Origin of the sequence: Microbispora sp. H10830 (assembly GCF_014161375.1) — a bacterium.
GTDB classification, from domain to species: domain Bacteria; phylum Actinomycetota; class Actinomycetes; order Streptosporangiales; family Streptosporangiaceae; genus Microbispora; species Microbispora catharanthi.
In genome coordinates, this window is record NZ_JABBWX010000002.1 from 128,712 (window position 1) to 148,009 (window position 19,298).

17 protein-coding genes and 1 tRNA gene are annotated in these 19,298 nt (G+C 70.4%); 15 read left to right on the forward strand and 3 right to left on the reverse strand.

Translation table 11 applies throughout. The features are described from left to right. Position 1 precedes the first annotated feature (1 nt). Entirely contained in the window at positions 2 to 1,267 is a 1,266-nt protein-coding gene (serS, locus tag HHX35_RS05395; RefSeq protein ID WP_182897865.1) for a serine--tRNA ligase, read from the forward strand. A gap of 348 nt (positions 1,268 to 1,615) precedes the next feature. Here the strand turns inward: serS and HHX35_RS05400 are convergent, their stop codons facing one another. Then, on the reverse strand, positions 1,616 to 1,819 hold the full coding sequence (locus tag HHX35_RS05400; protein ID WP_041952879.1) for a cold-shock protein: 204 nt from the start codon (positions 1,817 to 1,819) through the stop codon (positions 1,616 to 1,618). A gap of 240 nt (positions 1,820 to 2,059) precedes the next feature. Here HHX35_RS05400 and HHX35_RS05405 point away from each other — a divergent pair, with 240 nt between their 5' ends. After that, positions 2,060 to 2,857 carry a Cof-type HAD-IIB family hydrolase gene (locus HHX35_RS05405; protein WP_041952878.1) on the forward strand — a complete coding sequence of 266 codons (798 nt, stop codon included), beginning with the start codon at positions 2,060 to 2,062 and terminating at the stop codon, positions 2,855 to 2,857. A gap of 19 nt (positions 2,858 to 2,876) precedes the next feature. Here HHX35_RS05405 and HHX35_RS05410 read toward each other — a convergent pair whose 3' ends face one another. Further along, complete coding sequence (locus HHX35_RS05410) at positions 2,877 to 3,404, reverse strand: bacterial proteasome activator family protein (protein WP_041952877.1); 528 nt, start codon at positions 3,402 to 3,404, stop codon at positions 2,877 to 2,879. Between the two features lie 58 nt (positions 3,405 to 3,462). Next, positions 3,463 to 4,425, reverse strand: a complete 963-nt coding sequence (locus tag HHX35_RS05415; protein ID WP_139579667.1) for an NAD(P)H-quinone oxidoreductase — start codon at positions 4,423 to 4,425, stop codon at positions 3,463 to 3,465. A gap of 186 nt (positions 4,426 to 4,611) precedes the next feature. Here HHX35_RS05415 and HHX35_RS42500 point away from each other — a divergent pair, with 186 nt between their 5' ends. The 13 genes from HHX35_RS42500 to HHX35_RS05480 all read left to right on the forward strand — a co-directional run bounded on the left by HHX35_RS42500 (position 4,612) and on the right by HHX35_RS05480 (position 19,294). Then, entirely contained in the window at positions 4,612 to 7,050 is a 2,439-nt protein-coding gene (locus HHX35_RS42500) for a MinD/ParA family protein (protein WP_220505074.1), read from the forward strand. A gap of 99 nt (positions 7,051 to 7,149) precedes the next feature. Then, positions 7,150 to 7,238, forward strand: a tRNA-Ser gene (locus HHX35_RS05425). 435 nt (positions 7,239 to 7,673) lie between these two features. Then, positions 7,674 to 9,065, forward strand: coding sequence for an MDR family MFS transporter (locus tag HHX35_RS05430; protein WP_310738908.1), 1,392 nt, complete (start codon positions 7,674 to 7,676; stop codon positions 9,063 to 9,065). Between the two features lie 467 nt (positions 9,066 to 9,532). Next, positions 9,533 to 9,955 (forward strand): nuclear transport factor 2 family protein, encoded by a 423-nt coding sequence (locus HHX35_RS05435; protein ID WP_220505075.1) that lies wholly within the window; start codon positions 9,533 to 9,535, stop codon positions 9,953 to 9,955. Between the two features lie 55 nt (positions 9,956 to 10,010). Then, positions 10,011 to 10,472 (forward strand): nuclear transport factor 2 family protein, encoded by a 462-nt coding sequence (locus tag HHX35_RS05440; RefSeq protein ID WP_041952873.1) that lies wholly within the window; start codon positions 10,011 to 10,013, stop codon positions 10,470 to 10,472. A gap of 9 nt (positions 10,473 to 10,481) precedes the next feature. Continuing rightward, complete coding sequence (locus tag HHX35_RS05445; RefSeq protein ID WP_139579845.1) at positions 10,482 to 10,886, forward strand: VOC family protein; 405 nt, start codon at positions 10,482 to 10,484, stop codon at positions 10,884 to 10,886. Positions 10,887 to 11,091: 205 nt separating this feature from the next. Continuing rightward, entirely contained in the window at positions 11,092 to 12,549 is a 1,458-nt protein-coding gene (locus HHX35_RS05450) for an MFS transporter (protein WP_067284637.1), read from the forward strand. A 26-nt stretch (positions 12,550 to 12,575) separates the two neighbouring features. Beyond that, positions 12,576 to 14,114, forward strand: a complete 1,539-nt coding sequence (gene mftG, locus HHX35_RS05455; RefSeq protein WP_041952871.1) for a mycofactocin system GMC family oxidoreductase MftG — start codon at positions 12,576 to 12,578, stop codon at positions 14,112 to 14,114. 3 nt (positions 14,115 to 14,117) lie between these two features. Then, a complete protein-coding gene (locus HHX35_RS05460) occupies positions 14,118 to 15,014 on the forward strand; it encodes a TIGR03619 family F420-dependent LLM class oxidoreductase (RefSeq protein WP_041952870.1) in 897 nt (298 codons plus the stop codon). Between the two features lie 18 nt (positions 15,015 to 15,032). Beyond that, complete coding sequence (locus HHX35_RS05465) at positions 15,033 to 16,250, forward strand: acyltransferase (protein ID WP_041952869.1); 1,218 nt, start codon at positions 15,033 to 15,035, stop codon at positions 16,248 to 16,250. 4 nt (positions 16,251 to 16,254) lie between these two features. Further along, a complete protein-coding gene (locus HHX35_RS05470; protein WP_052400087.1) occupies positions 16,255 to 17,562 on the forward strand; it encodes a PP2C family protein-serine/threonine phosphatase in 1,308 nt (435 codons plus the stop codon). Between the two features lie 6 nt (positions 17,563 to 17,568). Further along, the gene (locus HHX35_RS05475) at positions 17,569 to 18,339 is read left to right on the forward strand and encodes an AAA family ATPase (protein WP_081964603.1); all 771 of its coding nucleotides are present in this window, start codon (positions 17,569 to 17,571) and stop codon (positions 18,337 to 18,339) included. Between the two features lie 130 nt (positions 18,340 to 18,469). After that, a complete protein-coding gene (locus HHX35_RS05480; protein WP_041952867.1) occupies positions 18,470 to 19,294 on the forward strand; it encodes a type 1 glutamine amidotransferase domain-containing protein in 825 nt (274 codons plus the stop codon). Positions 19,295 to 19,298 lie beyond the last annotated feature (4 nt).

The following is a 19,298-nucleotide window of genomic DNA, read 5'->3' on the forward strand; positions in this document are numbered from 1 at the left end:
CGTGATTGACCTGCGAACCCTTCGTGAGGACCCTGACCGGCTCCGGGCGTCGCAGCGCGTCCGCGGCGAGGACGACTCGATCGTGGAGACCCTGCTGTCGCTCGACGAGCGCCGCCGTGCCGCGCTCAACACCTTCGAGTCGCTGCGCGCCGAGCAGAAGAGCATCGGCAAGTCGGTGTCCCGCGCGTCCGGAGACGAGCGCCAGGCGCTGCTCGACCGCGCGAAGGAACTGGCCGCGCAGGTGAAGGCGGCCGAGACCGAGGCCGCCGCGCTGGCGAGCGAGCTCGACGACCTGCTCATGACCGTGCCGAACATCGTCGAGGAGGGCGCGCCCTCCGGCGGTGAGGACGACTACGTGGTGCTGGAGGAGATCGGCGAGAAGCCCGTCTTCGACTTCGAGCCCCGCGACCACGTCGAGCTGGGCGAACTGCTCGGTGCGATCGACATCGAGCGCGGCGCGAAGGTCTCGGGCGCCCGCTTCTTCTTCCTGAGGGGCGTCGGCGCGCGCCTTCAGCTCGGGCTGCTCAACATGGCGATGCAGCAGGCGATCGAGGCGGGCTTCACGCCGATGATCACCCCTGTGCTCGTGAAGCCCGAGTCGATGCAGGGCACCGGATTCCACGTCGCCCACGACAAGGAGATCTACCGCCTGCCCGAGGACGACCTCTACCTGGTCGGCACCAGCGAGGTGCCGCTGGCGGCCTACCACTCCGACGAGATCCTCGACCGGGCGTCGCTGCCGATGCGGTACGCCGGCTGGTCGTCCTGCTTCCGGCGCGAGGCCGGGTCGTACGGCAAGGACACCCGGGGCATCATCCGGGTCCACCAGTTCGACAAGGTCGAGATGTTCTCCTACTGCCGGCCTGAGGACTCCCACGAGGAGCACCTGCGGCTGCTCGCCTGGGAGAAGGAGATGCTCGAGAAGGTGGAGCTGCCCTACCGCGTCATCGACACGGCGGCGGGCGACCTCGGCACCTCGGCGGCCCGCAAGTACGACTGCGAGGCGTGGATTCCCTCGCAGGGCCGCTACCGCGAGCTCACCTCGACCTCCAACTGCACCGACTTCCAGGCCCGCCGCCTGAAGGTGCGCTACAAGGACGAGGACGGCAAGCCGCACCACGTGGCGACGCTCAACGGCACGCTCGCGACCACCCGCTGGATCGTGGCGATCCTGGAGAACCACCAGCAGGCCGACGGCTCGGTGGTCGTCCCCAAGGCGCTGCGGCCGTACGTGGGGCTCGACGTCCTGGAGCCGCTGTCCCGGTAGATCCACCGGCCCTGATCGGGGACCTCCGGCGTGGTGCCGCCCACCGCGTCCGGAGGTCTTCGTGTCTCACGGTCACGTTCTGTGGCGGGTTGCGGCGGCAGCGCCGGGCCGGCATCGAATGCCTCAGATGTCCGGCAGAAGTGGAATCCGCACCTTTGACGGCGGGGCCCGTCAGATGTGATGTAAATCTCTCGGTTCGGACGGCGTCCGAGCGCGTAGAAGGCCTCCGCGCGTGAAACTTTCATGCGCGCAGGCCTTCCACGGGTTCGCCCCGGCTTACGGCCGGACGCCCCCGGACATGCGAAAGGCGGGGCTCGCCACGGCGAACCCCGCCTTCGTCAGGTCAGGTCAGAGACCACGGACGTTCGACGCCTGCGGACCCTTCGGACCGGCGATGACCTCGAACTCGACCCGCTGGCCGTCCTCCAGGTTGCGGTAGCCGCTGCCCGTGATGGCGGAGAAGTGCACGAACACGTCGGGCTCGCCGCCGTCCGGTGCGATGAAGCCGAAGCCCTTCTCAGCGTTGAACCACTTGACGGTTCCCTGAGCCATTACTGCTCTCCCTAAGGAAGTGAATCTTGGGGACCACACCTCGTGGACCCCGGGTGTGTCGCACAGCTCCCCGGGTGGCTCATACAGTCAAACTGGTTTTCGCTACGGGAACAGCTAATACAACGCCTTCACATCTAACACTATGTAGCCCGTTGGTGTTCCACGTCCGGGGGAGATTTCTCGCCCGAGGTGTGGCCGAGGGCATGGCATGGCCTATCTCGGTGCACACTGGAACCTGTCATGACCTGCCCCCGCCTCGTCGCCACGGACCTCGACGGCACCGCTCTGCGCACCGACGGAACAGTCTCTCCACGTACCGCCGCCGCCTTCGCCCGGGTGGAGGAGGCCGGCGGCACCCTCGTCTTCGTGACCGGGCGGCCGCCCCGGTGGATGCACAGCGTCGCGGGAGCCGTACGGCACCGCGGACTCGCCATCTGCGCGAACGGCGCGCTCGTGTACGACCTCCACACCGAGGAGATCGTCGAGTCGCACCTGATCGACTCCGACGTGCTCGAAGAGTGCGTCGCCCGGCTGCGGCGGCATGTGCCCGACCTCACGTTCTCGGTGGAGTACGAGGGAGGCTTCGCGCACGAGTCCGACTACGCGCTGGGGCGCTGGGATGCCCGGGAGCTGGCCTACGGGCGGATGGTGGCCATCGCGGCGCTGACGTCCCGGCCGTGCGCCAAGCTGCTCGCGCAGCACCCCTCGATGGACCCCGACGAGTTGCACCGCGGGGTGCTGGAGATCGTCGGCGACATCGTGACCCCGACCCACTCCAGCGGGCGGGCATTGATCGAGATGAGCGCGTTCGGTGTGACGAAGGCCACAGCGCTGGCGACGCTGGCCGAGGAGCGGGGGATCAAGCCCGCGGAGGTGGTCGCCTTCGGCGACATGCCGAATGATCTGCCGATGCTGACCTGGGCCGGCACGTCGTACGCCGTGGCGAACGCCCACGCCGACGTGCTGGCCGCCGTCGATCACGTGACGGCGGCCAACAACGACGACGGTGTGGCGGTCGTGCTCGAGACCTTGTTCTGAGTCAGCGAGTGTCGGGGTTCTACAGGTAGGGACCGCCCGCGCGGTGGCCCTGGTCGTCCTGCGCGGCCTGGCCCATGCCGCCGGGGAGTGCGCGGCGCATCTGCTCCAGCTGCGCCCGGGCGGCCATCTGCTGGGCGAACAGCGTGGTCTGGATGCCGTGGAACAGGCCCTCCAGCCAGCCGACGAGCTGGGCGTGCGCGACTCTCAGCTCGGCGTCGCTCGGCGGGGTCGCGCTCTCGTCGCTGAACGGCAGGGACAGCCGTTCCAGCTCCTCGACCAGTTCGGGGGCCAGACCCTCCTCGAGCTCCTTGATGGAGCTCTGGTGGATGTCCTTGAGCCGCTTGCGGCTGGCGTCGTCGAGGGGAGCCGCCCGCACCTCCTCCAACAGCTGGCGGATCATGCTGCCGATCCGCATCACCTTGGCGGGCTGCTCCACCAGGTCGGCGACGGACCGCTCCTCGTGCTCGCCCTTACCGTTGCCGCCGGAGACCGAGAGGCCCTGCGGCCCCACGACCACGATCTGCGGCGTGCTCTCGTCTGCGTTCATCGATCGCTTACAACTCCTGATTCGCCGGGGCACACCGTGCTCACCCCATCAACCTAACTCACCTGACCAGCAGGAGCTTTCCGATGTGTTCACCCTCTTCGAGGGTCCGGTGGGCGCGAGCGGCCTGGTCAAGGGGGATCCGCTCGTGCACCACGGGCCGTACGGCTCCGGCGGCGACGAGCGGCCACACGTTGTCCACCACGCCCCGGCAGATCACGCCCTTGTCGTCCACCGGGCGGTTGCGCAGCCCGGTCGCGTGGACCGAGGCCCGCTTGGCGAGCAGCGTGCCGAGGTCGAGCTCGCCCTTCGCGCCGCCCTGCATGCCGATGACGACCAGACGGCCGCCGGTGGCGAGGGCGCGCAGGTTCCCGGGCAGGTACTTCGCGCCGATGATGTCGAGGATGACGTCGGCCCGGCCCTCGAACCGCTCGGCGAAGTCCTCCTCGCGGTAGTTCACGCCCTCGTCCGCGCCGAGCTCGCGGCAGCGCGCGAGCTTGTCCGCGGAGCCGGCCGTCACGAGCACGCGCGAGCCGTACGCCTTGGCGAGCTGGATGGCCAGGGTGCCGATGCCGCTCGCGCCGCCGTGCACGAGCAGGGTCTCGCCCTTCCGCAGGCGGGCGGTCATGAAGACGTTCGACCACACCGTGCAGGCGACCTCGGGGAGACCGGCGGCCTCGTCCAGCGCGATTCCCTCCGGCGCCGGCATCACCTGCTGCCAGGGGACCGCCACGCGTTCGGCGTATCCGCCGCCGGCCAGCAGGGCGCAGACCCGGTCGCCGGGCGCGAGACGCGGGACGTTCTCGCCGACTTCGACGATCGTCCCGGAGCACTCGAGCCCGGGGATCTCGGAGGCTCCGGGCGGCGGCGGATAGAAGCCGCGGCGCTGGAGCAGGTCCGCCCGGTTGACGGCCGAGGCGGCGACCTCGATGACGACCTCACCTGCGCCGGGACGCGGGTCGGGCACTTCCTGCCAGGCCAAAACCTCAGGTCCGCCGGGTTCGGAAATCACGATCGCACGCATGTGACCTAAAGTAGCGTGGCGGAGAACTCGGCGGTTGCCCGCATTCACCGTATTACGTGGCGCTAATCTGCAATGTGTTTGCTACCCCATTAGCCCAGCCCGAGGGGGTACACGGTGGCGAGACATGATCGTGAGGATCCGCATTCTCTCGAGGACCAGCTGGCATGGCTTGACGCGATCAAGGAAATGCCCGACGAGGTGGAGATAGCGGTCAGCGCGGTCACCTCCGCCACGCTCGCCTCTCCACCGCCGCCGCCCGCCGACCCCGAGCCCGCCTCGCCGTACCCCGCCGACCCCTGGAGCCTCGTCCCGTCCGAGCCCGCGTCCGGCGGCCTGCTCCGCGGCGCGGCCGACAGCGCGACCGGCTCCGCGTACGGCGCCCCGCCGCAGGAGGACGCGCAGCCTTCCGAGGCGTCGTCCACCGGTCCCATCCGCGACCCTCTCTTCGATACCGACTATTCGAAGAGTTTTGGGTATGAAAGTGGCGAAAAGTCCGAATTTGGGTCCGGCTATGGCACCGACTCGGCCTACGGCGAGACGAACTTCGGCGACACGGCGAACGTGAGTGACACGACGGCCTTCGGCGATACGACGGCCTTCTTGACCAGGCCCGAGTCCTCGCCTTCCGAGAATCGTGAGGGCGCGCCGCCGGCCGAGTCGCCCACCGCGAGCACCGCGTTCGGCACACCGCCGGAGACGAGGGGTGAGGAGTCCGCCGCGTCGACGGGGCCGGTGAGCGCCCCGTCGTTCGGCTCGTCTTTCGGTTCGTCTCTCGGTTCGTCTCTCGGTTCGTCTTTCGAGGCGGCGTCGGAGTCGTCCTTCGGTCAGGCGCCGGACCGGTCTGCGGAGTCGTCCTTCCCGGGATCTTTCGGTGCCTCTTCCGACGCGGGATCGGAGTCTCCCGAGGGGGCCTCGGACGCGGCGCCGGAGAGGCCGGGCGATGGCCAGGAGTCCACGGAGGACGACGGCCGCCCCACTCCGCCGCCCGGCGGTCTGAACGGTCCCTCGTCCTTAACCACCCCCCTGCTCGGCGAACAGCCTTTCGGCGGGGGCGCCTTCCCCGGCTCCCCGGCGGACACCGACGCCTACAAGAACATCGGCGCGTTCTCCGGCAGCGAGTCGGCCAAGCCCTTCGTCTCCCCGGCGTCCGGCACGTCGTCCTCGACGAAGGAGCCGTTGCGGGGCTGGCTGGAGCCGGCCGTGCCGGTGCCCGCCGCCCAGCAGGAACCCGACGCTCCCGGCGCCCCCGCCGAGCCGGAGGAGCCGCCCGCGCCACCGGAGATCCCGTCTCCGTTCGCCGCCTCCCGGGCCGAGTCCGCGCCGGACTTCACGGACGACCGCTACATCGGCTCCCTGCGGGAGGACCTGGCCGCCGAGGAGCGGAAGCCGTACGAGCCGGGTCCGGTTGTGGCGTCGACGCCCCCGCCTGCACCTGCACCCGCGCCCGCACCCGCGCCCGCACCCGCCCCTCAACCCGCCCCTCAACCCGCACCCGAGCGAGCCTTGGCGCCTAGCCCCGCACCGGAGCAGGCGCCGGCCGTGGAACGGGACGCGGTGGCGGAGCGGGAGGCATACCAGCCTCCGCGCCGGCCGGCTCCCGTCTCCGCCTTCAGCTCGCCCGCGCGTACGACGGGGAAGTCGGCCGGGTCCAAGCCGACCGCCGACAGCCTCGATCCGGTCACCCTGCTGAGGGGGCGGCGGAACGCTCCCGCGACGGGCTGGCGGCGGCTGGTCTACAAGGCGTCCGCCGGACTGATCAAGCCGGGTGAGGCCCCGGAGGTGCGGCGGCGCCGCGAACTCGTGCAGCGCGCCCGCACGCCCGTCGCCACCGGTCACCACCGGGTCGCCGTGCTCAGCCTCAAGGGCGGGGTGGGCAAGACCACGACGACCGTCGGCCTCGGCGCCACGCTCGCGCAGGTGCGCGGCGACCGTGTCATCGCGGTCGACGCCAACCCCGATCGTGGAACGCTCTCCGACAAGGTCGAGCTGGAGACCGCGGCCACCGTACGCGACCTGCTGAACGAGCGCGCGCAGATCAAGCGGTACGTGGACATCCGGGCCTTCACCTCGCAGACGCCCTCGCGGCTGGAGATCCTGGCGTCGGACCGCGACCCGTCGGTGTCGGAGGCGTTCAGCGCCAAGGACTACCACGCGGTGGCGAATGTGCTGGAGAACTTCTACTCCATCTGCATCACCGACTGCGGCACCGGCCTCCTGCACTCCGCCATGTCGGGTGTGCTCGGCATGGCCGACCAGATCGTGCTGGTCAGCTCGCCGTCCGTGGACGGAGCCCGGGCGGCCTCGGCCACGCTGGACTGGCTGGAGGCGCACCACTACGGCGACCTCGTCCGGGCCGCGACCGTGGTGCTGTGCAGCGTACGGCCCCGGTCGAAGTCCACCGTGGACCTCGACAAGCTGGAGGCGCACTTCGCCGCCCGCTGCCGCACCGTCGTCCGCGTGCCGTACGACGCCCACCTGGAGGAGGGTGCTGAGATCGACCTGGACCGCCTCCAGCAGGCCACCAGGGACGCCTACCTCCGCCTGGCGGCCTCCGTGGGCGACGGCTTCGCCGGGCCGCACGCGCTGGCCGAGCCCAGGTTCTCGGAGATCCCGGACCACCTGTAGGCGAGACGTGGAGGCGGGATGATCTCTTTCGCGGTCGCGGTCACCAACCGGAGAGTGAGAGACTAGGCTGCTGCGTGGCGCTCCAGCATGGGGCGCCGGGGAGAGCTCGCCTAGTGGACGATGGCGGCGGTCTTGAAAACCGCTAGGCCGGGTGACCGGTCTCGTGGGTTCGAATCCCACGCTCTCCGCTCGACCAGCCAAAACGGCGTCTGACCAGCGGCTTTGCCTCGGTCGGACGCCGTCGCTCGTTCCGGCCGTGCGCAGCCGTAGGCCACGCCGATCGTGGCGGGAGGACAGCGCTGGAGTGTGTGGACCGGGCACGGATACCCGGGAGTTGGGAAGCCCGGCACCTCCGTGTACGCAGCCGGAGATCGCCATCCGATGGCGGTGAAAACCGGGTGACCGTTCCGCGTCGCTCGCCGGAACTCCGGCACGGGCGATGAGTTTTGTCGGTGGTGCCTGTCAGGCTTGCCATGAACCACAGATCCTTGTGGGACCCCGGGTTGGGACGCCAGCCAGGACCAGGTCGTTACCCGACAACCCCTGATCGAGGTGCCGTGTCCATCGCACAGCTTGATACGCCTGCCGAACCCGCTACCGCCGCCTCAAGGCGCACCCCGGCCGTGATCCGGCTGCTGGTGCTCGCCACGTTCGTGGTCATCCTCAACGAGACGATCATGATCAACGCGATCCCGCGGCTGATGGGCGCTCTGCACATCACCGAGCAGACCGCGCAGTGGCTCTCGACCGCCTTCATGCTGACCATGGCCGCCGTCATCCCGATCACCGGATGGTTCCTGCAGAGGGTGTCCACCCGTCACGCGTACGCCACGGCGATGGGTCTGTTCCTGTTCGGCACGGCGCTGGCCGCCGCCGCGCCGTCGTTCGAGGTGCTGCTGGGCGCCCGCATCATCCAGGCGTCAGGGACGGCCGTGATGATGCCGCTGCTGATGACCACGTTGATGCAGGTGGTGCCGGAGTCGGAACGGGGCCGCGTGATGGGCAACGTCAGCCTGGCCATCTCGGTCGCGCCCGCGATGGGTCCGACGGTCTCGGGCTTGATCCTTCAATTCGGGTCCTGGCGGCTGCTGTTCGCCGTGGTGCTCCCCATCGCCGCGCTGATCACGTGGCGCGGCCTGAAGCAGCTCAAGAACGTCGGAGAGACCCAGGCCAGTGCGATCGACTGGTTGAGCGTGGTGACCGCCGCCGCCGGCTTCGGCGGCCTGGTCTACGGGCTCAGCCGGTTCGAGGGCGGTGACGTCCGCGTGGCCGCCACGATCGTGGCAGTGGGCCTGGCCGCCATCGTCGTCTTCGTCGTCCGCCAGCTGTCGTTGCAGAAGCGTGGCGTGCCGCTGATGGACCTGCGCACCCTGCGCCACCGCACCTATACGGTCGCGCTGGTCCTGATGTCGGTCGCCTTCATGGCGATGCTCGGTTCGATGATCCTGCTGCCGCTGTACCTGCAGAACGTCCGCGAGCTCAGCCCCCTGGAGACCGGACTCCTCGTGATGCCGGGCGGTCTCGCGATGGGGCTGCTCGGTCCGGCCGTGGGCCGTCTGTTCGACCGGTTCGGCGGCCGGGTTCTGGTCATTCCCGGCGCGATCGGAATCGCGCTCGCGCTCGCCGGCCTCACCCAGGTCACCATGACCATGCCGTACTGGCAGCTCCTGGGTCTGCACGCGCTGTTGATGGTGAGTCTGGCCGCGACCTTCACCCCGGTGTTCACCCTCGGGCTCGGAGCGGTTCCCCCGCAGCTCTACTCCCACGGCAGCTCGATCCTGAGCACTCTGCAGCAGGTCGCCGCGGCCTTCGGCACCGCGCTCGTGATCACCGTGATGAGCGCGCGAGCCGATGCCCTGAAGTCGGCGGGAGTCGCAGAGGCGCTCGCCAACCTCGACGGCATGCGGCTGGCCTTCGTCATCGGCGCGGTGCTGTCCTTGGCTGTGGTCGTCACCGCCGTGCTCCTGCCGGCCCGAGCCGACAGCGTCGTCGAGGTCGAGGAATCCGGCCGATGAAACCGGCGTGACGCCGGTGGAGCGGAACGCCTGGCGTTGACCTCAAGCGGGACGTCCACTCCAAGCGTTGCCCGTTCCGTCGCATCGAGGGCTCGGCATCGCCCCAGAGAGTCTGGGCGCGATGCCGAGCCCTCGATCGTCATGTGCTTCCCCGCTGTTCGTCCACTCTTCGGCATCGGCGCGGGCAGTCCCGCCTCCACCCGCACCGCCGGTCCGCGCACGCCGCCGCTCCGCTCCCCGTGCGCGCCGCCGCTGTCGCCGCGCACGCCTCCGTTCCGGTCGGTGCGCCGGTGGGACCGCCCGCGGGCCGCCCGTCACGATCCCGCACGCGGCCGGTGTGAAACGGCGGACATTGCGTGCAGTTGGCGGAGTAGTTCTCTTCTCTCTGCGTTTCCTTGCCCCACCGGGCGCTGCCTTCGTTAACTCGGAACAACCGCGTGAAACGGATTCCGAGAAAGGAGTGCGCGGTGACCGAGGCAGAAGTGCGCCGGCTCGTACAGGAATGGTACGACGCGCTGGACCGGCACGACCCCGTGGAAAAGGTGATTCCTTTTCTCGCCACCGAGGGTCTGGTCATGGAATTCCCCGAGGGCACGCTGAACGGCCTCGAGGACTTCCGCAAGTGGTACGACACCGTGACGCACCGGTTCTTCGACGAGATCCACGAGCTGAAGTCCGTCGACGTGACCCCGACCGGGCCGGGCCGGGCGGACGTGCGGGTCGTCGTCAACTGGCAGGCCACGATCTGGGACGCGCCCTCGCCCAAGAGCGCCTGGCTCGGCTTCGACGCCACGCAGACGTGGTCCGTCACGGCCGAGGACGGCGCTCCCAGGATCCTCACCTACGTGGTCGAGGACCTCGCCCCGATGCCAGGGTCGGCCTCCCTCTAGCCCTCCGGCGACATCCGTCCGCAACCCAGCAACAAGAGCAGTAAGGAGCGCAAGCATGAGCGAGCTCACCGCCGCACGCGTGTACGAGGCCTACGACGCCCTCATGTCGGGCGACCTGGCCAAGGCCGAGCAGTACTGGGACCCGGCGGTCCGGTTCCTGACCCCCGGCCACCACCCGTACGCGGGCTGGCACGAGGGCCTGGAGGCCTTCGTCGCCTTCATCAACAAGGTGCACGAGGTCTCCGGCGGCACCTTCGCCATGGACCCCGTCACCGTGCTGGTCAACGACGTCGACGGCTACTCGGTCGACGTCAACCGCACCTACGCCACCCGCGGCCACGCCTCCTCCGACAGCACGTCTCCGTTCGACCGTCTGGAGATCGAGGGCCTGCACCTGCTGAAGTGGGAGAACGGCCGGGTCGTCGAGGGGCGCGGCGCCATCTTCGGCGACGGCACCACGGCGTTCAACATGTGGTGGTCGCCGGTCAACCCCGACGGCACCCGCACCGTGGTCTGAGAGGTCGGCGTGCGCTGGTCACACGCCGCCCTGAACTGCGGCGACCTCGACACCACCGAGAAGTTCTACACGACCTGGTTCGGCGCCCGCAGGGTGAACGAGTTCGACCTCGGCGACCTGCGCATCGTCTTCCTGCGGCTGGGCGACGCCTACCTGGAGCTGTTCGGGCAGGCCCGCCCGCCCGCGGGGGAGACCCCCGGCGGTGACGGCCATCCGGTCGCCGGCACGGTCAGGCACATCGCCTTCCAGACCGACGACCTCGACGGCTTCCTGCGCCGCATCGAGGGGCAGGCCGAGATCACCCTGGGCCCTCTCGATTTCTCCGCCCACATCCACGGCTGGCGCAGCGTGTGGCTGCGCGACCCGGACGGCGTGATCGTCGAAGTGAGCGAGGGATACCGGGACCGCGCCTGACGGTGGTACTCGCGATACCAGCACAGGTCGATTCTGGAGCACGCGGCCGCCGCCGGAAAAGCTTTATCGGAATCCCCCCGTTCGCAACGCCCTAGGAGAGGAAGATGAGCAAGCGAAGCGAGCGAATGACCGGGCGCTGCGCGTTTCGCAAGGCGATCGAAATCGTGCCTCCGGCAAACGCCGCGGACCGCTGTGAGGTGACGGCATGAGTAGCGTCACCGGATCGGTCCCCGCGAGCATCGGAGAAACGCACGACCGCACTCGGTGGTTCGCGCTCCCTGTCATTCTCGTCGGCACGTTCATGACAATTCTGGATTTCTTCATCGTGAACGTCGCCATTCCATCGGCCCAGGCGGAGCTGAGCGCCAGCGACGCGCAGATCCAGTTCGTCGTCGCCGGCTACGGCGTCGCGTACGCCTCGGGCCTGATCACCGGCGGACGCCTCGGCGACCTGTACGGCAGGCGCAGGGTGTTCGCCATCGGCCTCACGGCGTTCACCGTCGCCTCGGCCCTGTGCGGCCTGGCGGTGAGCGCGGAGATGCTGGTTGTCTCCCGGGCCCTGCAGGGCATGGCGGCCGCGCTCATGTTCCCGCAGGTCCTGTCCATCATCAACGTCACGTACACCGGTGACGACCGGCCGCGGGCGTTCGCCGGGTACGGCGCCGCCCTCGGCCTCGCCACGGTCGGCGGGCAGGTGATCGGCGGCCTGCTGATCGCCTCCGACGTGCTCGGGCTGGGCTGGCGCGCCTGCTTCCTGGTGAACCTGCCCATCGGCCTGGTCACGTTGCTCCTGCTGCCGCGCCTGGTCCCCGAGTCGCGTTCCGAGAGCGCGCGCGGTCTCGACCTGGTCGGCGTGGCCATCGTGTTCCCCGCCGTCCTGCTGCTGCTCGTGCCCCTGGTGGAGGGGCGGCAGGAGGGCTGGCCCGCCTGGACGTTCGTCTCCCTGGCGGCGAGCGTCGTGGTGTTCGCGCTGTTCACGTGGCAGCAGGTGCGCCTGTCCCGGGCGGGCGGCACGCCCCTGGTCGAGCCGTCCCTGTTCCGTTCCCGGTCGTTCGTGACCGGCCTGACCACCGTGCTCGCCGTGTACGGCGGCATGGCCTCGTTCATGCTCGTGATCGCGCTGTACGTGCAGGACGGCCTGCGCTACTCCCCGCTCAGGGCGGGGATGGTCTTCCTGCCCATGGGCGTGGCGTTCTTCGCCACCTCCATGAACGCGGCGAAGTTCATCCGCAGGCTCGGCCGCCGCACGCTCACCGTCGGCGCGATCCTGATCGTCGCGGGGGAGGTCTGCCTCGCGCTGATCACCCGCGACGCCGGCGCCGGGGTGAACCTGCCGCTGTACGAGGTGCTGATGGCCGTGGCCGGTGCCGGGATCGGCATGGTCGGCGCCCCGCTGCTGTCCCAGGTGCTGCTCGGCGTGGAGCCGGAGTACGCCGGGTCGGCCTCGGGCGTGCTGTCCACGGTCCAGCAGATGGCCGGCGCTCTCGGCGTCGCGATCATCGGGATCATCTTCTTCGGCACCCTCAACGGCGCGAGCGTCTCCCCCGCCGCCTACGGCAGGGCGTTCGCGGCGAGTCTCGTCTACCTCATCGCGCTCGCGGCGCTGGCCTCCGTGGTGACCATACCGAACCGGTGGTGGACCGGACGGTTCCGCGCCCGGTGACGCGACCGGACTCAGGAGTTGCCCTCATGTACACCGACATCATCATCGGGGCCGGGTCGGCCGGGGCGGTCGTGGCCGCCCGGCTCTCCGAGGACCCGGACCGCCGTGTCCTGCTGCTGGAGGCCGGCCCCGACTTCCCCGACGTCGAGACCATGCCGGAGGACCTCCGCAACGGCCTCTACCCGTCGTTCATCGACCACGACTGGGGCTTCCGGGCCGAGGCGGTGCCGGGGCGGGAGATCCCGCTGGCCCGCGGCAAGGTCGTGGGCGGCTGCTCGGCCATCAACACCTCGCTGGCCGTGCGGCCGCGACCCGTCGACTTCGAGGAGTGGTCCTCCCTCGGCGTGGGCGGCTGGACGTGGGAGGAGGTCCTGCCCTACTTCAACCGGCTGGAGGACGACCGCGACTTCGGCCCGCCCGACCACGGGAAGGGCGGGCCCATCCCGGTCTGGCGGTGGCGGGACGAGCAGCTCGGCCCGCTGCAGGTGGCCCTGCGGGAGGCGTGCAAGTCGCTCGGCTTCCCGGAGACCGAGGACCACAACGCGCCGGACGGCGCCGGGGTCGGCCCGCTGGCCACCAACCAGGTGGACGGGCTGCGGATCTCCACGGCCATCGCCTACCTCGGGCCGGCGCGCGAGCGCGGCAACCTGGAGATCAGGCCGGAGACACTGGTCGACAGGATCCTCGTGGAGGACGGCCGCGCCGTCGGCGTCGTCGTCCGCGGCGAGCGGGGCGAGGAGGTCGTCCGGGGCGATCGCATCGTGCTCAGCGCGGGCGCGATCGGCACGCCGGCCATCCTCATGCGGTCGGGGATCGGGAACGCCCAGGCCCTCGGACGGCTCGGCGTCCCCGTGGTCGCCGACCTGCCGGGTGTGGGCGAGAACCTGAAGGACCACCCCACCTGCCTGGTGACCTTCCGCCCGCGGCCCGGCGTGTACGACGAGTCGCTGCCGGTCGTGCAGATGATGCTGCAGGGGACCTACCCCGGCTCCAGCGAGACCGACGACATGCAGATCTACGTCTTCAGTCACGTCGACCTGAACGGGTTCGCCGCCGACCTGCGCGAGCAGATCGGCACCGACAAGGTCTTCATGATCTCGACGGGGGTCGAACGGCCGTTCTCGGTCGGCCGGGTGACGGTCGAGTCGACCGACCCCGCGGCCGCACCGAAGATCGTCTACAACTTCTTCGACCACCCCGAGGACCTGCGCCGCATGCGGGAGGGCATCCGCCTCGCCCGGCGCATCGCCGAGACCCCGTACTTCCGGCCGTTCGCCATGGGCGACATGGTGCCGTCGCCGGAGGTCATCGAGTCCGACGAGGCGCTGGACGAGTTCATGCGCGCCACCGTCGACAACCACTGCCACCCGATGGGCACGGCCCGCATGGGACCCGACGGGGACCCGGGCGCGGTGGTGGACGAGCGCTGCCGCGTGCGGGGCGTCGAGGGCCTCGTCGTGGCGGACGCGTCCGTCATCCCCGTCACCATCCGAGTCAACACCAACCTCACCTGCATCATGATCGGCGAGCGTGTCGCCGACTGGCTGCGGGCCGACCAGGACTAGAAAATGCCGCTCACCACCGAAATCGCACGTGCGGAGACCGCACCGCCCGCCATCGGCCTGTTCGCCCTCAACGGCGGCGAGACCGTGGCGGACCCCGCCGACATGCGGGACATCGCCCGGCTCGCCGAGGACGCCGGCTACGACTCGCTGTGGATGGGGGAGCACCCGGTGATGCCGGTGCCCCCGCCTCCTGGCGGGTGGTTCCACCCCGGGTACGTCCTCAACGACCCGCTGATCACGCTGTCCCATCTGGCGGCGCTGACCAGCACGATCCGGCTGTGCACCGGCGTCATGCTGCTGCCGCTGCGCAATCCCGTGATTACGGCCAAGCAGGTGGCGACGCTCGACCGGCTGTCGGGCGGGCGGTTCACGCTCGGTTTCGGCATGGGCTACATCAGGGCCCAGGCGGACGCGGTCGGCGTGGCCTTCAGGGGCCGCGCCGACCGCGGCCGCGAGCATCTGGAGGCCATGCGCGCCCTGTGGTACGACGAGCCGCCGGTGGCCTACCACGGCGCCCACGTCGACTTCAGTGGCGTGGAGTCCTTCCCCCGGCCGGTGCAGGCCGACCTGCCGCTGGTCGCGGGCGGCCACAGCGACAAGGCGCTGCGCCTCGCGATCACGCACGCCCACGGGTGGTTCGCCTTCGGCCTGCCGCCCGCGCACCTCGAGGCCCTGCTCATGCGCCTGCGCGACATCGCGCGGACGGTGGAGCGGCCGGCCCGGCTCGGTCCTCTGTCGATCACGGTGTCCCCGCCCAGGGGCGGGATCGACAAGGACATCGTCGAGGCCTACCGGCGCCTGGGTGTCGACCGCCTGGTGCTGTGGGCCCCTCCCAACCTCGGGGCGCGCGGGCTGGCGGACTACGTCCGTCGCAACGCCGCCCACATCTCTTCTCCGTGAGTGAGTTGAGGAGATCCAATGGAAACCACCGGCACGGCCGTGTCGACCACGCGGCTGCCGTCGCTGACCGGTATGCGGATCATCGCCGCCGGCATGATCTTCTTCTTTCACGCCCAGTTCGAGCATGTGTTCGCCGACCCCGCCGCGCAGGACGTGTACGCGGCCATCCTCGGTCAGGGCGGGCCCACGGGCGTCGGATTCTTCTTCATCCTGAGCGGGTTCGTCCTCACCTGGTCCGCCAGGGCCGGTGACACGCCGGGACGGTTCTGGCGTCGCCGGTTATTCAAGGTCTACCCGAACCACTTCGTCACGTTCCTGGTCGCGGCGCTGCTGCTGACCTGGCTCGTGACGCCTCCCCAGGCCGGGCCCGCGCTGCTCAACCTGTTCCTGCTGCAGGCGTGGACCCCGAACCTGTCGGTCATGCTCAGCGTGAACTCCGTCTCCTGGTCGCTGTCCTGCGAGGCGGCGTTCTACCTGCTGTTCCCGTTCCTGCTGACGCGGATCAACCGGATCAGGCCGGAACGGCTGTGGTGGCTGGCCGGCGGGCTGCTCGCCCTGATGTGGGCCGTGCCCACCGTCGTCGCCCGGCTGCCCCTGCCCACCGGCGGCCCGAGCATCCCCTGGCACAACGTGTCGCAGTGGGAGTTCTGGCTGGCCTACACCGCCCCGCCGGTGCGCGCGCTCGACTTCGTGCTCGGCATGGTCATGGCGCGCATCGTCCTCAGCGGCAAGTGGATAGGGCTCCGGCTCGGCCCGGCGTTCGCGCTGCTGGTGGTGGGCTTCCTGGCCGCCGGCGTGGTCCCGGTCGTCTACCGGATGGTGGCCGTCACCGCGATCCCGATGGCCCTGGTGATCCCGGCCGCCGCCATGGCCGACGTCAGAGGCACCAGATCGCTGCTGCGCCTTCCGGTGATGGTGTGGCTGGGGGACATCTCGTTCGCCTTCTACCTGTGGCACCGGCTCGTGCTCCGCTTCGGACACATGGCGGTGGGCGCGAAGCGGCAGTGGGACACCCTGCCCGCGCTCGGCATGCTGCTGGCCGCTCTCGCCGTGACCATCGCACTGTCCTGGCTGCTCTACCGCTTCGTCGAGGTGCCGGCGATGCGGCGCTGGAGCAAACCGCGCCGGCGGCCCGCCGGGGCCGTCGCCCCCGAGGCGGTGGCGGCGCCCGAGGACACGGTCGTCTCTCCCAGGCCCGCTCCCTCCGCCCTTCCCCTTCCGCCGCCGGAGGGATAGTCCGATGGCCGAGCTGTCGGCGGTGCTCGTCCTGCGCGACAGAACGTCCCTCGAGACGTCCCAGGAGGACGGGCACGACCTCGACGAGGCGCTGCGGGCCGCGAGGATGCGGGTCGTCCACGCCCTGCCGGACGAGGTCGTCAAGCACCTCACCGGACCCGACCCGCCCGACCTGCTCCTGCTCCCGTCCTCACTGGGCGCGGACCGCGTCGGCCGGTACGGAATGCTCCTGCGCCGGGGGAACGGGGACCTCCTCGTCCCCCCGGCGCCGGAGGGCGACCCGTCGGGGCGGCACCAGGCGCGGCACACGGCGGTGATGGTCTACCTGGACGGGGAGCTGGCCGACCTGGAGGCCTGCGTCAAGCACGGTTACCACTACCTCGTCCCGCCGTACCGCGGCTCGCTCATCAGGACCCAGCTGATGTGCGACGTGGAGCGGCACCGGCTGGCCCGCGTGGCGGAGGAGGCGGCCCTGGCCGTCTCCCTCCGCCAGTACGAGCGCGAGCTGCGCATCGCCCAGGAGATCCAGGAGGGGTTCCTGCCCTCCGACCTCCCGTGCGCGCCGGGCTGGGAGATCGACGTACGCTTCCGCCCGGCACGGGCGGTGGCCGGCGACTTCTACGACGCGTTCCCCCTGCTGCAGGGACGCCGCCTGTCCATCGTGGTGGCGGACGTGTGCGACAAGGGGGTCGGGGCGGCGCTGTTCATGGCCCTGATCCGCACGCTGCTGCGGCACACGGCCGAGCACGCCGGGCAGTGGAACCTCTTCGACGGTCTTCCGCCGCTCGAAGCGCTCGCCCGGGACGTCCGGCAGGAGTCCCCCGCGCTCGTGCCGGGGGCGGCGCCCCTGCTGCAGGCCATGACGGGGACCAACCGCTACATGACGAGCAACCACCAGGGGTACTTCGCGACCGTCTTCTTCGGGGTGCTCGACCCGGAGTCCGGCTGCCTGCTGTACGCCAACGGCGGCCACAACCCGCCCCTCCTCAGGAGGGTGGGCGGCCGCCTGGAGCGGCTGCAGGTGACCGGACCGGCCGTGGGGCTGCACCCCGACTCGGAGTTCCGCCTCGCCGAGGTGCGGCTCGACCCCGGCGACGTGCTGCTCGCCTACACCGACGGGGTGACGGACAGCCGGGACCCCGAAGGCGAGTTCTACGGGGAGGACCGCCTGTCGGCCCTGGTCCGCGGCCTGGCCGGCACCTCACTGGGGCTGCTGGACCGCGTGGAGGCCGACGTACAGGCCCATCTGCGCGACGGCGAGCAGTACGACGACATCACGATGCTGGCCCTGCGCCGGCTCGCCGGCCGGTGACGGCGCATGCCGATGATCGTGACGGTCCACTCGTGGGGTGGCGGGGTCGGCAAGACCACGGCCGTCGCCAACCTGGGCTATCTGCTCGCCCGGCTGGGCCTGCGGGTCGGCCTCGTCGACGCCGGCCTGCAGGCGCCCGGACTCCATCTCGCCTGCGGCGTCCCCGACGGGCAACTGCGCCGCGGCATCACCGGCTACCTGGTGGGCGAGTGCGGGCTCGACGACATCCTTTACGACCTCGGCCCGCTCGCCGGCCTCGGCGGCGGCCGCGGCGCGCTGCACCTCGCCCCCGGCGTGGTGGACATGGGGGCGATAGCCCGGCCCGCCCTCGCGGGCCAGTACGACACGGGGCTGCTGCACGAGGGCATCCGGCAGATGGCCGTGGCGCTCGACCTCGACGCCGTCCTCGTGGACACGCATTCCGGGGTCAACCACGAGGCCGTGCACGCCCTTGCCATCGCGGACGTCTGCCTGACGGCGGCCCGCCCCGACACGCGCGGCCTGTCCGGGGGCCCGCTGATGGCCACCATATCGAGACGGCTCAGCGTGCCCTTCGCCCTCGTGCTGTTCACGATGGTCCCGCCCGGGATGACGAACACCGCGCTCACCGGCATCGCGCTGCGCCGGTACGAATCCCCCATGGCCGGCGCGCTGCCCTGGGCCGCGGAGCTGGCCAGGGGCGACCACACCGGGCTGTTCGCGGCCGCCTTTCCCGAGCACCCTTTCACGGTCGCGCTGCACGACGTCGCGAATCTGCTGGCCGGGCTGCGCACCTGACGGAGTGCCGCCGCCGACTTCAAGAAGTAGGCGCGGCCCCCGCCGTTTTCCTTGTCCGTCGCATCCGCGTCGCCTTGACTTCTGGCTGACGGAATTCATCACGACCGCACGTAGATGGGAGAGCAACAAGATGTCGAAAAGAATTCTCGTTCTCCTTTCCGAGTACGGCTACTGGGGGGAGGAATTGCTCGGCCCGGTCACCGCTTTCGACCGGGAAGGATATGAGACCGTTTTCGCCACGCCGACGGGGAAGCGGCCCCGGGCCCTCCCGCCGAGCCTCGACCCCGGCTACATCGACCCGCCGCTCGGCCGCTCGGTCACCACGCCGGAGGTGGCCGTCGCGGCCAGGGACCTCGACGAGTCGAACCGGCTGGACGCCCCGCTGAGCCTGAGCGCGTGGATTCCCGAGCGGCCGTACGACAGCGAGCCCGACCACCTCCGCAAGCTGGAGGCGTACTACCGCGCCCTGGGCGAGGTCGACGCCGACATCGAGCAGTACGACGCGCTGGTGATCGTGGGCGGCAGCGGCCCGATCGTCGACCTCGCCAACAGCGGCCGGGTGCACGACCTGATCCTCGCGTTCCTCCGGGCGGACAAGCCGATCCTGGCCGAGTGCTACGGCATCGCCTGCCTGGCCTTCGCCCGCGACTGGGAGACCCGCGAGAGCATCATCTGGGGCAAGCACGTCACCGGCCACTGCAAGGAGTACGACTACAAAGACGGCACCGGCTTCCTCGGCGTGGACTTCAACATGGGCCCGCCGCCGTACCCGCTGGAGTACATCCTGCGCGACGCGACCGGCCCCGACGGCCGCTACCACGGCAACGTCGGCAGGGAGACCTCCGTCATCGTCGACTACCCGTTCATCACCGCCAGGTCCACGCCCGACTCGTTCCTGTCGGGGGAGAAGCTGGTGGACGTCCTCGAGACCGGGCTGCGCCGGTACGGCTGGTGATCCG